Origin of the sequence: Streptomyces sp. NBC_00820 (genome assembly GCF_036347055.1) — a bacterium.
Lineage (GTDB): Bacteria > Actinomycetota > Actinomycetes > Streptomycetales > Streptomycetaceae > Streptomyces.
Map to the genome: position 1 here is coordinate 1,584,086 of NZ_CP108882.1, position 13,475 is coordinate 1,597,560.

The 13,475-nt window shown below is 71.0% G+C and carries 12 protein-coding genes; all 12 read right to left on the minus strand.

Annotated features, from left to right (window positions below; translation table 11 throughout):
- Positions 1-567 carry an elongation factor P gene (gene efp, locus OIB37_RS07245; protein ID WP_330456698.1) on the minus strand — a complete coding sequence of 189 codons (567 nt, stop codon included), beginning with the start codon at positions 565-567 and terminating at the stop codon, positions 1-3.
- A gap of 48 nt (positions 568-615) precedes the next feature.
- Positions 616-1,722, minus strand: coding sequence for a M24 family metallopeptidase (locus OIB37_RS07250; protein WP_330456699.1), 1,107 nt, complete (start codon positions 1,720-1,722; stop codon positions 616-618).
- A 177-nt stretch (positions 1,723-1,899) separates the two neighbouring features.
- Positions 1,900-2,982 carry an AAA family ATPase gene (locus tag OIB37_RS07255; RefSeq protein WP_330456700.1) on the minus strand — a complete coding sequence of 361 codons (1,083 nt, stop codon included), beginning with the start codon at positions 2,980-2,982 and terminating at the stop codon, positions 1,900-1,902.
- A 164-nt stretch (positions 2,983-3,146) separates the two neighbouring features.
- Positions 3,147-4,238: a 3-dehydroquinate synthase gene (gene aroB / locus OIB37_RS07260; RefSeq protein WP_330456701.1), complete on the minus strand. Its 1,092-nt coding sequence runs from the start codon at positions 4,236-4,238 to the stop codon at positions 3,147-3,149.
- Positions 4,235-4,756 (minus strand): shikimate kinase, encoded by a 522-nt coding sequence (locus tag OIB37_RS07265; RefSeq protein WP_330456702.1) that lies wholly within the window; start codon positions 4,754-4,756, stop codon positions 4,235-4,237. Before OIB37_RS07265 ends, aroB begins: the two co-directional genes overlap by 4 nt.
- Positions 4,753-5,937: a chorismate synthase gene (gene aroC, locus OIB37_RS07270; RefSeq protein ID WP_330456703.1), complete on the minus strand. Its 1,185-nt coding sequence runs from the start codon at positions 5,935-5,937 to the stop codon at positions 4,753-4,755. The genes OIB37_RS07265 and aroC overlap by 4 nt, the downstream gene beginning before the upstream one ends.
- 418 nt (positions 5,938-6,355) lie before the next feature.
- Positions 6,356-7,213: a shikimate dehydrogenase gene (locus tag OIB37_RS07275; RefSeq protein WP_330456704.1), complete on the minus strand. Its 858-nt coding sequence runs from the start codon at positions 7,211-7,213 to the stop codon at positions 6,356-6,358.
- Positions 7,214-7,324: 111 nt separating this feature from the next.
- The gene (gene mltG, locus OIB37_RS07280) at positions 7,325-9,199 is read right to left on the minus strand and encodes an endolytic transglycosylase MltG (protein ID WP_330456705.1); all 1,875 of its coding nucleotides are present in this window, start codon (positions 9,197-9,199) and stop codon (positions 7,325-7,327) included.
- A 123-nt stretch (positions 9,200-9,322) separates the two neighbouring features.
- Entirely contained in the window at positions 9,323-9,787 is a 465-nt protein-coding gene (gene ruvX, locus OIB37_RS07285; RefSeq protein ID WP_330456706.1) for a Holliday junction resolvase RuvX, read from the minus strand.
- Between the two features lie 15 nt (positions 9,788-9,802).
- Complete coding sequence (gene alaS, locus OIB37_RS07290) at positions 9,803-12,475, minus strand: alanine--tRNA ligase (RefSeq protein WP_330456707.1); 2,673 nt, start codon at positions 12,473-12,475, stop codon at positions 9,803-9,805.
- Positions 12,475-12,822, minus strand: coding sequence for a hypothetical protein (locus tag OIB37_RS07295; RefSeq protein ID WP_330456708.1), 348 nt, complete (start codon positions 12,820-12,822; stop codon positions 12,475-12,477). Before OIB37_RS07295 ends, alaS begins: the two co-directional genes overlap by 1 nt.
- Before the next feature lie 7 nt (positions 12,823-12,829).
- A complete protein-coding gene (locus OIB37_RS07300; RefSeq protein ID WP_330461785.1) occupies positions 12,830-13,276 on the minus strand; it encodes a DUF948 domain-containing protein in 447 nt (148 codons plus the stop codon).
- Positions 13,277-13,475: the final 199 nt, after the last annotated feature.

Genomic DNA, 13,475 nt, shown 5'->3' on the forward strand with positions numbered 1-13,475 from the left:
TTAGCTGTTCACCCGGCCGAGGTAGTCGCTCGTGCGGGTGTCGACCTTGATCTTCTCACCGGTGGTGATGAAGAGCGGCACCTGGATCTGGTGACCGGTCTCCAGGGTGGCGGGCTTGGTGCCACCGGTGGAGCGGTCGCCCTGTACACCGGGCTCGGTCTCGGCGATGACCAGCTCGACGGCGGCCGGCAGCTCGACGAAGAGCACCTCGCCCTCGTGCTGGGCGACCGTGGCGGAGAAGCCCTCGATCAGGAAGTTGGCGGCGTCGCCAACGGTCTTGCGGTCGATCATCAGCTGGTCATACGTGTCCATGTCCATGAAGACGAAGTACTCGCCGTCCATGTACGAGAACTGCATGTCGCGCTTGTCGACGGTGGCCGTCTCGACCTTGACACCGGCGTTGAAGGTCTTGTCGACGACCTTGCCGGAGAGCACGTTCTTGAGCTTGGTGCGCACGAAGGCAGGGCCCTTGCCGGGCTTGACGTGCTGGAACTCGACGACGGACCAGAGCTGGCCGCCTTCGAGCTTGAGCACCAGGCCGTTCTTGAGGTCGTTCGTGGAAGCCACGGTTGCGGAATCTCCTGGACTGACGTGGACGACCTGGGGGCACGCACCTTAAAGCGCGAGCAGCTCCTTGGTCGTGATGGTGAGTAGCTCGGGTCCGCCGTCCGCCTCAGGGCGCACGACGAGCGTGTCATCGATACGGACACCGCCCCGGCCCGGGAGGTGGACCCCCGGTTCGACGGTGACTGGCACGCAAGCGTCCAGTTTACCCATTGCCGCGGGGGCGAGCTGCGGGTCCTCGTCGATTTCGAGTCCGACGCCGTGTCCGGTGAGCGGCGAAAGCGCCTCCGCGTACCCCGCGGAGTCCAGAACGTGCCGTGCGGCCCGGTCGACATCCCGGTACGCGGCACCGGGCACCAGGGACTCACGCCCGGCGCGCTGGGCGGCGAAGACGAGGTCGTACAGCTCGATCTGCCACTCGGCGGGCGAGGTCCCGATGACGAAGGTACGGCCGATCTCGCAGCGGTAGCCACGGTAGGTGGCGCCGAGGCAGACGGAGAGGAAGTCGCCCTCCTCCACCCGCCGGTCGGTGGGACGGTGGCCGCGCCGGCCGGAGTTCGGGCCGGTGGCCACGGAGGTCGCGAAGGCCGGCCCGTCGGCTCCGTGGTCGACCAGGCGCCGCTCCAGCTCCAGCGCGAGGTGGCGCTCGGTACGGCCGACCAGGATGGACTCCAGCAGCTCACCGAGGGCCTGGTCGGCGATCTCGGCGCCGATGCGCAGGGAGGAGATCTCCTCCTCGTCCTTCACCACCCTGAGCTGCTCCACGGCGCCCCCGAGGTCGGCGAGACGCAGGGCGGGGGCCGCCGAGGCGGCGGCCCGGTGGCGGGCGACCGTGAGGTGGTGCTCCTCCACCGCCAGGGAGTCGGCGCCCTGCGCGGCGGCGAGGCCGGCCGCGGCGACCGCGGCGTCGGCGGCCGGCGAGGACAGCACATGCAGCCTCAGGGCCTCGTCGGGACGGCCCTCGGCAGGCCGGTCGTCCGGCGGGCCGGTGCAGACCAGCAGGTCCTCGCTCCCGCCGAGCAGCAGTACGGCGCCCTGCGGGGCGGCCGCGGCGAGATAGCGCACGTTGGCAGGGCGAGAGACGAGCGCTGCCGCGGTACCGGCCGCGTTGCAGCGTTCCCTGAGCTGGGCCCGGCGGGTCGCGTACACCTCTGACATGAGATGAGCGTAGGAGTTTTGCCCGAGTTGTGCTTTTTGGGTGGGCCGAGTGGGGTGGGGGCGGTGGGTACGGCGGTTCGCCGCACGGTGGCACGTGGGCTACGGGCTACGGGCTACGGGCTACGGGCTACGGGCTACGGGCTACGGGCCGATGGTGGCCCGCCGCGCGGCCCCCGCTCACCAGCTCGGGGGGCTCGCTATCGCCCTGGCCAGGACCTCGTCCAGGACTCGGGCCGTGCCGGGGACGTCCAGCTGCGAGTTGTCGATGATCGGGAGGCCCGAGCCGTACCAGCCGGCCATGCGGCCGTGGATGCGGGCGACCTCCTCGTCGGTGAGGCGGCGGTTGCCGGTGCGCTCGGCGTTGCGCTCCAGGACGACGTCGAGGCCGGGAAGGAGGACCACCGGGAGCAGGCCGGGGCCCACATGGCGCTTCCAGCCGCCGAGCCCGACGACCGGGCGGTCCGGGAAGACGGCGTCGTCGAGGATGCAGGAGATGCCGTTGGCCAGGAAGTTCCGGGCGGCGAACCCGCAGGTGCGGCGGGCGAGGCGGTACTGGGCCTCGGAGTTGTCGTTCCAGCCGGTCTGGGGGTCGGCGAAGCCCGCGCGGACCCATTCGCGCACGTCGTCGAGGCTGATGTGCGCGGTGGGCACCCGGCGGTGGTCCGCCCAGTACTTGGCCACGCTGGTCTTGCCCGCGCCCGCCGGGCCGATCAGGAGCACGGCGAGGGTGGTGGCCGCCGGATCCGGCGCGGAGGCCGCGGCCGGCGGTGCGGCGGGCATGCCGACGGGGCCGCCGGGCGGCAGCGGCACATGGCCGGTGACGTCCTGGCCCACCGGGGCGACAGGAGGCGTCGGAGCCGCCGGATGCCGCTGGGCCGGAGGCTGCGCGGCCGGAGGCGCGGGATGCTGCGGGGCCGAGGGCCGCGCCGGCGGAGCGGCGGGGTGCTGTGGAGCCGGGGGCTGCGCGGCCGGGTGCCGCGGGGGCGCGGCGGGGTGCTGGGGCGGGGCGGCGGGATGGCGGGGAGGCGCGGGCGGCACCGGGCCCGACGGTGCGCCGGGACCCGGTCCCGCACCGGGGAAGCCCGGTGCCGGAGCAGGGGCCGGCCCTGGTGGTGGCGGGGGTACAGGTGCGGCGGGAGCGGGCCCCTGAGGTGCTCTCGGGTGCGGGCCCGGGTGGTGCGCGGCCGGCGCCCAGCCGGCGTGTGGTCCCTGCCCCGGCTGGTGGGGCGGCGGCAGCGGAGACCCCACTGCGTGCTGCATCCGTTGCCACTCCATCTCGTACACACTCGGCGCCGGAAAGCGGTACGCGTCCCGCTCCCTACCGAACGGTACCGCCCCCGGCCGTCGTTTGGTGAAACGACCGGGGGCGGCCCGAAGTGCCCGTTCCGGCAAGGGAATCGGGCGCAAAAGGAACAGCGTGGGACCTACTGGCCCACTTCGCCGTAGGCGGCGAGCAGGACGGCCGGGTCCGGGCCCTCCAGGACGGTCGGCTTGGCCAGACCGTCGAGGACGATGAAGCGCAGCAGGTCGCCGCGGGACTTCTTGTCGACCTTCATCGTCTCCAGCAGCCGGGGCCACTGGTCGTAGCGGTAGGTCAGGGGCAGGCCGACCGCTTCGAGGACCGTGCGGTGCCGGTCCGCCGTCGCGTCGTCCAGCCGGCCCGCCAGGCGGCCGAGTTCGGCGGCGAAGTGCATGCCGACGGCCACCGCGGCGCCGTGCCGCCACTTGTAGCGCTCGTTCTTCTCGATGGCGTGGGCGAGCGTGTGGCCGTAGTTCAGGATCTCCCTGCGGCCGGACTCCTTCAAGTCGGAGGAGACGACGTCGGCCTTGACCCGGATCGAACGCTCGATCAGCTCGGCCGTGTGCGGGCCCTCGGGGGACCGGGCGGCCTCGGGGTCGGCCTCGATGAGGTCCAGGATCGCCGGGTCGGCGATGAAGCCGGCCTTGATGATCTCGGCGAGGCCGGAGACGTAGTCGTTGACCGGGAGGGAGTCCAGCGCGGCGAGGTCGCACAGGACGCCGGCCGGCGGGTGGAAGGCGCCGACGAGGTTCTTGCCCTCGGCGGTGTTGATGCCGGTCTTGCCGCCGACCGCCGCGTCCACCATGGCCAGCACGGTGGTGGGGATCGCGATCCAGCGCACGCCGCGCAGCCAGGTCGCGGCCACGAAGCCGGCGAGGTCCGTGGTCGCGCCGCCGCCGACGCCGACGATGACGTCGGTGCGGGTGAAGCCCGACTGCCCGAGCGCCTTCCAGCAGTAGGCGGCGACCTCGGCGGTCTTGGCCTCCTCGGCGTTGGGCACCTGGATGGCGACGGCCTCGTAGCCCTGCCCGGCCAGTTCGGCGCGCAGGGCGTCACCGGTCTCGGCCAGCGCCTCGGGGTGGATCAGCGCGACCCGCTTGGCTCTGTCGCCGATCAACCCGGCCAGCTCGCCCAGGAGCTGCCGGCCCACCAGCACCTCGTAGGGGTCGGTGCCGGCCGTGCCGGCCACCTGGATCCGGGTGACTGCGTCGCTCATGCTTCCTTCAACTCCAGTGCGTCCAGCGCTGCTTGGGTGACCTCTTCGGGGGTGCGCCCGTCGGTCGGTACGACCGCGGTGGCGACCTCCTCGTACAGGTGCCGCCGCGCCTCCATCAGCTCGCGCCACTGCTTGCGCGGATTGACGACGGCGAGCAGTGGCCGGGCCACGTTGAGGCCGGTGCGCCGCACGGCCTCCTCGACGTCCATCGAGAGGTAGACCACCCGCTGCCCGGCGAGCAGCGCGCGGGTGTCCGGGTCGAGGACCGCCCCGCCGCCGAGCGCGAGGACACCCTCGTGCTCGGTGAGCGCGGTGTGCACCGCGCGCTTCTCCATGGCACGGAAGGCGGGTTCGCCCTCGTCCACGAAGATCTCGGCGATGGTGCGGCCCTCGGCGGCGACGATGTCGTCGTCGGTGTCCCGGTAACCGGTCCCGAGCCGCTCGGCCAGCATCCGCCCGATCGTGGACTTGCCCACGCCCATCGGGCCGATCAGGACGACGGCGGGCACGGCGCTCATCCGATCGTGAGGTTGTCGAGGTACGACCGCACGTTGCGGCGGGTCTCCGGGACGCTGTCGCCGCCGAACTTCTCCGCGACCGCGTCCGCGAGGACGAGCGCGACCATGGCCTCGGCGACGATGCCGGCGGCCGGGACCGCGCACACGTCGGAGCGCTGGTGGTGGGCCTGGGCGGCCTCGCCGGTGGCGACGTCGATGGTCTGCAGGGCCCGGGGCACGGTCGCGATCGGCTTCATGGCGGCGCGGACGCGCAGCAGCTCGCCGGTGGTCAGACCGCCCTCGGTGCCGCCGGAGCGGCCGGAGGCGCGCTTGATGCCCTCGGGGGTGGTGAGGATCTCGTCGTGCGCCTTGGAGCCGGGCACGCGGGCCAGCTCGAAGCCGTCGCCGACCTCGACGCCCTTGATGGCCTGGATGCCCATGAGGGCGGCGGCCAGACGGGCGTCCAGCCGACGGTCCCAGTGCACGTGCGAGCCGAGGCCGACGGGCACGCCGTAGGCGAGCACCTCGACGACGCCGCCGAGCGTGTCGCCGTCCTTGTGGGCCTGGTCGATCTCCGCGACCATCGCCTTCGACGCGTCGGCGTCCAGGCAGCGCACCGGGTCGGCGTCGAGCTTGTCGACGTCGGCCGGGGTCGGGTAGACGCCGTAGGGCGCCTTGGCCGAGGCCAGCTCGACGACGTGGGAGACGATCTCGATGCCGGCCGTCTCCTTCAGGTACGACCGCGCGACGGCGCCGAGGGCCACCCGGGCCGCCGTCTCACGCGCCGAGGCGCGCTCCAGGATCGGCCGGGCCTCGTCGAAGCCGTACTTCTGCATGCCGGCGAGGTCGGCGTGACCGGGGCGGGGCCGGGTCAGCGGCGCGTTGCGGGCGAGCCCGTCGAGGATCTCGGGGTCGACCGGGTCGGCCGACATGACCTGCTCCCACTTGGGCCACTCGGTGTTGCCCACCATGACCGCGATCGGGGAACCGAGGGTGAGGCCGTGCCGGACGCCACCGAGGAAGGTGACCTCGTCACGCTCGAACTTCATGCGCGCACCGCGGCCGTAACCGAGCCGCCGCCGCGCGAGATGGTCCGCGACCATGTCCGTGGTGATCGGCACGCCGGCGGGAAGTCCCTCCAGCGTCGCCACGAGTGCGGGACCGTGGGACTCTCCGGCCGTCAGCCAACGCAGCCTGCTCAACGGTGCTCCTCCGTGTTCGCGCCCGCTACTGCCCCGCGTACGCATCTGCTCGCGTACGGCGACGGCCCGACCGGGTGCGCGATTCCGGCCTGCCACCCCCGATCCTCCCACGCCGGAGGCCGGATCCGATCCTCGGTCCGGATGACGGGGTCGGGTGCCGCGAAAACGGAACCTCATGTTCAGCCCGCCGCGAACCTCATGTTCAGCCCGCCGCGAGAGCCCTCTCGCCCTCCTGGCGCATGCCCAGGACGCCGGAGAGCGGCCTGTCGTCCCCTCTCCATGACGTCGCCCCGCCGAGCGACTCGACGGGGCGACGCGATCAGGAACCCGGAGCGATCACCGGCGTCCGGGGCAGCCGGGGCCGCACCGGAACCGTGCGCTCAGGCGCAGTTCCCGAAGGGGCTGGTGCGGCACCACGCTATGGCCGGATCTCGCCGCCGGTTCCGTAGAGCGCTCGTTCTCCGGCCGCCCTCATCGCCGCGAGCGGTGCGCGAGAACGCCCCGTCATCTGCTCGACCTGGAGCACGGCCTGGTGGACCAGGAGGTCGAGGCCGCCGACGACGGCTCCGCCGAACATGGACCAGCGGGCCGCCAGTTCGGTCGGCCAGGGGTCGTAGAGCACGTCGAAGAGCGTGGTCGGGCGCTCGGGCACGGCGGCGGCGAGGGCGTCCGTGGTGCCGGCCGGGGTGGTGGCGATCACCAAAGGCGCGTGCAGCGCCTCGGCCGCGTCCGCCCAGTCCGCCGTACGCACCTGGACGTCGAGCCGCTCGCCCCACTGCCGCATCTCGGCGGCGCGGGTCTCGCTGCGGACGTAGGCGACGACCTCGCCGGTGCAGATCCGGGCCAGGGCGGCCAGCGCGGAGGATGCCGTGGCGCCGGCTCCGAGGATCGCGGCGGAGCCGACCTCCTCGATACCGTGCTCGCGCAGCGCGGCGACCATCCCCGGGATGTCCGTGTTGTCGCCGACGCGGCGGCCGTCCTCGGTGAACACGACCGTGTTGACGGCATCCACGGAGGCGGCCGTCTCACTGACCTCGTCCAGCAGCGGGATGACGGCCCGCTTCAGCGGCATGGTCAGCGACAGCCCGGCCCACTCCGTCCCGAGCCCCTCGAAGAAGCCCGGCAGCCCCGCCTCGTCGACCTCGAAGCGGTCGTACGACCACCCGGTGAGCCCGAGCGCTTCGTAGGCAGCCCGGTGCAGCACCGGGGAGAGGGAGTGGGCGATGGGCGAACCGAGCACGGCCGCCCGGCGGGGGTCGGTTGCCCCTGGTGTCATTGAACCTGTCCCTTGCGCCTCGCGGATCCGGTGTGCGTCTCCGCGCCTTCGTGCTTGTCCCGCAGGGCACCCGTCAGGTGGGTACCCGGCACACCCGTCTGTCTCCGTGCCTCAGTGGCCCGCTTGTTTCCGCGCCAGCTCGTACTTCGCCACGTTCCGGTTGTGTTCCTCGAGGGTGACCGCGAACGCCGTCTCGTTCTCGTTGATCGAGACGAAGTAGTACCAGGGACCCGGGGCCGGCTTCAGTGCCGACTCGATGGCCTCGGCGCCGGGGTTGCTGATGGGCCCGGGCGGGAGCCCCTTGACGTAGTAGGTGTTGTACGGATTGTGGATCTTCCGCAGGTCGCTGACCGTACCGACGTCCAGAGTGCTCTGGCCCCTGAGGTAGTTGATGGTGGAGTCGAACTCCAGCCTTCCGGCCGTCTCCTGGTTGTCCGGCTTGAGGCGGTTGTAGACGACGCGGGCGACCTTGTCGAAGTCGTGCTTGTACTTGCCCTCGACCTGCACCAGGCTCGCCAGCGTGAGCAGCTGCTGCGGACCATCGAGGCCCAGCTCCTCGGCCTTGCCCGCGAGGTCGTACTGCTTGTACTGCTCGTCGGCCCGGGCGACCATCGACTTCAGGACGGCCTTGGGCTTCATGCCCTTGGCCACCGGATAGCTGGACGGGAAGAGGAAGCCTTCCAGGGGGTCCGAGATATCCTTGTTGTTGGCCCAGGACGGCAGCCCGAGGTCCTTCCAGTCCTTCTTGGCGACGGCCGCCGTGGTGCCCTTGGAGACCTGCAGACGCCTGTCGATCTCCTCGTACACCCAGACGTTGCGCCTGCCTTCGGGAATGATGAGGTTGTCACGGCTCTTCGGGCTGAGCATCAGCTCCACGGCGCTGGCCGCCGACATGTGCTTCTGAAGCGTGTAGACGCCGTCCTGGAGCGTTTTGCCGTTGGGGTTCGCCTGCTGGGCGGAGATGAACGCGTCGACGCTCTCGACGACACCCTGCTCCTTGAGTTTGCGGCCGATGTCGTATCCGACGGCCCCCTTGGGGATCTCGACCTGCACCAGCTCGCCGTTGCCCTTGCCCGCGAAGTCCGGCGCCGGGGCGACACGGTTCTTGTAGAACTGGTAGCCGAAGTAGCTGACGCCGGCGAGGCCGCCGCCGAAGACCAGGACGACGACCATGCAGGCGCAGCCGGTGCGCTGCTTCTTGCCCTTGACGGGCTTGCGGCCCTTGGTGCGGCGCTCGCCTCGGCCGGAGCGGCTCTCGGACTCGTCGTCGGAATCGTCGTCGCCGTCGTCACCGTCGGCGAAGAAGGCCTGCTCGCCCTCGTCCTCGCCCGGGTCCCAGCCGGTCTCGGGGTCGGGTCCGGGTGACGGTTCGGGGGTCCTGCGGCCGGGCGGCACGGGCGGCGGGTAGGCGTCCTCGGTGCCGTAGAGGTCCGGCTGTTCGGCGCCGTAGGCCACGGGCTGCTGGCCGTACGGGTCGCCCGGGTCCGCGGCGTAGGGCACATGGCCGTGCGTGCCGGTGGCGTCCCAGCCGCCCTGGTGCTGGGACTGGGCCTGGGGCTGCTGGCCGTACTGCTGCTGGGCGTGCCCGGCGTACTGCGGGTCGGCGTACGGCTGACCCTGCTGGTCGTACTGCGCGTGGCCCTGCTGGTCGTACTGAGGCTGACCCTGCTGGTCGTACTGAGGCTGTCCCTGCTGGTCGTACTGAGGCTGAGCCTGCTGGCCAGCGTACGGCTGACCCTGCTGGTCGTACTGCGCGTGGCCCTGCTGGTCGGCGTACGGGTACGGCTGCTGGCCGTACCCGGACTGCTGCTGCTCGTGGGTCCACTCGCCGTGCTGCGGCTGCTGCGGGTACTGCTGCTGCGACTGACCGTCGTAGGGGGCCTGCTGACCCGGGTGGGCCTGCTGTCCTCCCCATCCGCCGTCCCCGTACAACGGGTCCTCCGGATGCCACGGTTCGGAGCCAGGGCCCCGGCCATACTCAGTCATCGATCCCCTAGAGCCGCGAGACCGGCGGTCGCCCGGCCGGTGCACCGGCTTCCGTTCCGCCTCTTTGCTGTGCGTCGACTGTTCGAACACCGACGCATCGCGCGGAACGTTACCGTATCGCGATCAGATGACCACTTCGACGCCCTCGCCGGGTGCTTTACCTGACACCCGTTCGGATTCCAAGGCCTGTTGCAGGATGATCACGGCGGCCGCCTGGTCGATGACGGAGCGGCCCTTCTTGGATTTCACACCGGAAGCACGCAATCCCTGACTGGCCGTCACGGTCGTCATGCGCTCGTCCACCAGCCGGACCGGCACGGGCTGGATGCCCTTGGCCAGCTCCTGGACGAACACGCGGACCTTGGCCGCGGCCGGGCCCTCGCCCCCCTTGAGGGAGCGAGGGAGGCCGACGACGACCTCGATCGGTTCGTACTCCTCGACGAGCTGCCGCAGTCTGCGGTGGGCTGCCGGGATGTCACGTCCGGGGACCGTCTCCACCGGAGTGGCGAGAATCCCGTCGGGGTCGCACGAGGCGACCCCGATACGGGCGTCCCCGACGTCGATCGCGAGTCGACGTCCTCTGCGCATGTTCCTGACCGTTTCTTACTTGGCGGTCTCGGTGACGAGACGTTCGACGGCTTCGACGGCCTCACCGACGGCAGCCGGGTTCTGGCCTCCGCCCTGGGCGACGTCCGGCTTGCCGCCACCGCCGCCGCCGAGGGTCTTGGCGGCGGTGCGGACCAGGTCGCCGGCCTTGAGGCCGCGCTCACGGGCGGCGTCGTTGGTGGCGATGACCGTGAGCGGCTTGCCGTTGTTCACCGTGAACAGGGCCACCACGGCGGCCCGGCCGCCCTGGATGCGGCCGCGCACGTCGAGGACCAGCTTGCGCAGGTCGTCGGGGGTCGTGCCGTCCGGGACCTGACCGGTGACCAGGGCCACACCGCGGACGTCCTTGGCGGACTCGGCGAGGCCGGCGGCGGCCTGGAGCACCTTCTCGGCGCGGAACCTGTCGATCTCCTTCTCGGCGTCCTTCAGCTTGCCGAGCATCGTGGAGACCTTCTCCGGCAGCTCCTCCGAGCGGCCCTTGAGCAGCTCGGTGAGCTGGTTGACGACCGTGTGCTCGCGGGCGAGGAAGTTGTAGGCGTCGACGCCGACGAGGGCCTCGATACGGCGCACACCGGAGCCGATGGAGGACTCGCCGAGCAGCTTCACCAGGCCCAGCTGGGCGGTGTTGTGCACGTGCGTGCCGCCGCACAGCTCCTTGGAAAAGTCGCCGATGGTCACGACGCGCACGCGCTCGCCGTACTTCTCGCCGAACTCGGCGATGGCGCCCTGCTTCTTGGCCTCGTCGATGCCCATGACCTCGGCGTGCACGTCGAGGTCGTGCGAGAGCACCTCGTTGATGCGCTGCTCGACGTCGGTCATCACGGCCGTCGGAACGGCGGACGGCGAGCCGAAGTCGAAGCGGAAGCGGCCGGGCTGGTTCTCGGAACCGGCCTGGGCGGCCGTCGGGCCGAGGGCATCGCGCAGGGCCTGGTGGGTCAGGTGCGTGGCCGAGTGGGCGCGGGCGATGGCCTTGCGGCGCAGCCGGTCGACCGAGGCGTCGGCCTTGGCACCGACGGTCACCTCGCCGAACTGGACGACGCCCTTGTGCACGTACACGCCCGGGACCGGCTTCTGGGTGTCGCGGATCTCGATGACGGCACCGGTGTCGACCTTGATACGGCCGGTGTCGCCGATCTGGCCGCCGCCCTCGGCGTAGAACGGGGTGCGGTCGAGGACGATCTCGACCTCGTCGCCCTCGGTGGCGGCCGGCGAGGACACGCCGTCGACGAGGATGCCGACGATCGTGGTCTCGCCCTCGGTGTCCGTGTAGCCGATGAAGTCGGTGGCGCCGGCCTTGTCGGCGATCTCGCGGTAGGCACCCATGTCGGCGTGGCCGGTCTTCTTGGCCTGGGCGTCGGCCTTGGCGCGCTCCCGCTGCTCCTTCATCAGGCGACGGAAGCCGTCCTCGTCCACGGCGAGGCCCTGCTCGGCGGCCATCTCCAGGGTGAGGTCGATCGGGAAGCCCCAGGTGTCGTGGAGCAGGAACGCCTTCTCACCGGCGAGGACCGTGCCACCGGACTGCTTGGTCTCGGTGACGGCGGTGTCGAGGATGTTGGTGCCGGCCTTCAGCGTCTTGAGGAAGGCGTTCTCCTCGGCGACGGCGACCTTCTCGATGCGCTCGCGGTCGGTGATGAGCTCGGGGTACTGCTGGCCCATCATCGCGATCACGGTGTCGACCAGGTCCTTGACGACCGGTCCGGTGGCGCCGAGCAGGCGCATGTTGCGGATGGCGCGGCGCATGATGCGGCGCAGCACGTAGCCGCGGCCCTCGTTGCCCGGGGTGACACCGTCGCCGATGAGCATCACGGAGGTGCGCATGTGGTCGGTGACCACGCGCAGCGAGACGTCAGAGCCGTGGGCGGCGCCGTACTCGACGCCGGTCAGCTCGGTGGCCTTCTTGATGACGGCCATCGAGGTGTCGATCTCGTACATGTTCTGCACGCCCTGCAGAATCATGGCGAGGCGCTCGAGGCCGAGGCCCGTGTCGATGTTCTGGCTCGGCAGGTCCCCGAGGATCTCGAAGTTGTCCTTGCCGATGCCCTCGCCCCGCTCGTACTGCATGAAGACGAGGTTCCAGATCTCGACGTACCGCTCGTCGTTGACGGCCGGGCCGCCCTCGACGCCGAACTCGGGGCCGCGGTCGTAGTTGATCTCGGAGCAGGGGCCGCAGGGGCCGGGAACGCCCATGGACCAGTAGTTGTCCTTCATGCCCAGGCGCTGGATGCGCTCCTTGGGCACGCCGACGACCTCGTGCCAGATGCGCTCGGCCTCGTCGTCGTCCTTGTAGACGGTGATCCACAGGCGCTCGGGGTCGAGGCCGTAACCGCCCTTGTCCTGGGGGCTGGTGAGCAGCTCCCAGGCGAACTTGATGGCGCCTTCCTTGAAGTAGTCGCCGAAGGAGAAGTTGCCGCACATCTGGAAGAACGTGCCGTGGCGGGTGGTCTTGCCGACCTCTTCGATGTCGGGCGTGCGCACACACTTCTGCACGCTGGTGGCGCGCGGGAAGGGGGGCTTGACCTCACCCAGGAAGTAGGGCTTGAAGGGAACCATGCCGGCCGGGACGAGGAGCAGAGTCGGGTCGTCCGCGATGAGCGACGCCGAAGGGACGACGGTGTGCCCGCGCTCCTCGAAGAAGCTCAGCCAGCGGCGGCGAATCTCGGCCGACTCCATCAGTGGTCCTCATTCCGGTTGTACGAGTACGTCGTGTTCTCGATGTACTTCGGGTTGCTGCGGTTGTTCTCGATGGCGGTGAACCGCCGGGGCTCGGGAAGCTCGGGGCTGTTCTGGATGCCCAGGGCGTCCTCCAGCTCGGCCTCCCGCTGCGCCATGTTGTCGCGGACGTCGAGCGCGAAGCCGACCGCCCGGTCCTTCAGGCGCTGACCGGTCTCCAGAGCCTTGTTGGCCGCGCTCGCGGCGAGGTTCTCGGGAGTCAGCTGCTTCAACTTGCGGTTGACCTTGGTGGTGGCCCACACACCGGCTGCGACGCCCGTGGTGAACCAGAACGTACGGCGGAACATCCCTGACCTAGTCCCTCTTTCCGCGGTTGTTCCGCTTGCCCCGTCGGGCGGACGGAACCGTCCGGCCCACGATCACCGTACGCCTCGGCGCCTTCGCGGGCGTGTCCTCTTTGCGGCCGCCGAGGGCCTGGCGCACGCCGTAGCCGAAGGCCGCGACCTTCACCAGCGGTCCGCCGAAGGTGGAGGCGACGGTGGACGAGAGCGCGGAGGCGTTCGACGTGACCTCCTGGACGTCGGAGGCGATCGCGTCGACGCGGTCGATCTGGGTCTGCGCCGACCGCACGGCCGTGGACGCGTCCGCGAGCAAGGGGACGGCCTGGTCGGTCACATCCGCCACGAGTTTGGTGGTCGCCTTGAGCGTCTGGGCCAGCCTCGCCAGAGCGACGGCGAGGAAGGAGACCAGGATCGCCCAGAAGACGGCCACCAGAATCCCGGCCACCTCTCCACCGGACACTGTGCGCACCCGCTCCCTGAAACGTGCCTGAGCATTGAAAGTCGTGCTCCGAGCCTATCGCGCCGGTGGCGGGGCTCCGCACCGGATTACCGTCCGCGGCGGTGCGGGATCCGCGGCCTGTTCCGTGCGTGGCCGGCGGCCCGGTCCGGGGAAACGCGAACCCGCCGCCTCGCCCGCCCGAAAGGGCGGGGAGACGGCG

Coding starts and splice junctions, on each gene's coding strand:
- OIB37_RS07250 (WP_330456699.1), bottom strand. CDS start 1,722: ATGTCAGAGGTGTACGCGACCCGCCGGGCCCAGCTCAGGGAACGCTGC.
- OIB37_RS07255 (WP_330456700.1), bottom strand. CDS start 2,982: ATGCAGCACGCAGTGGGGTCTCCGCTGCCGCCGCCCCACCAGCCGGGG.
- aroB (WP_330456701.1), bottom strand. CDS start 4,238: ATGAGCGACGCAGTCACCCGGATCCAGGTGGCCGGCACGGCCGGCACC.
- OIB37_RS07265 (WP_330456702.1), bottom strand. CDS start 4,756: ATGAGCGCCGTGCCCGCCGTCGTCCTGATCGGCCCGATGGGCGTGGGC.
- OIB37_RS07275 (WP_330456704.1), bottom strand. CDS start 7,213: ATGACACCAGGGGCAACCGACCCCCGCCGGGCGGCCGTGCTCGGTTCG.
- mltG (WP_330456705.1), bottom strand. CDS start 9,199: ATGACTGAGTATGGCCGGGGCCCTGGCTCCGAACCGTGGCATCCGGAG.
- ruvX (WP_330456706.1), bottom strand. CDS start 9,787: ATGCGCAGAGGACGTCGACTCGCGATCGACGTCGGGGACGCCCGTATC.
- alaS (WP_330456707.1), bottom strand. CDS start 12,475: ATGGAGTCGGCCGAGATTCGCCGCCGCTGGCTGAGCTTCTTCGAGGAG.
- OIB37_RS07295 (WP_330456708.1), bottom strand. CDS start 12,822: ATGTTCCGCCGTACGTTCTGGTTCACCACGGGCGTCGCAGCCGGTGTG.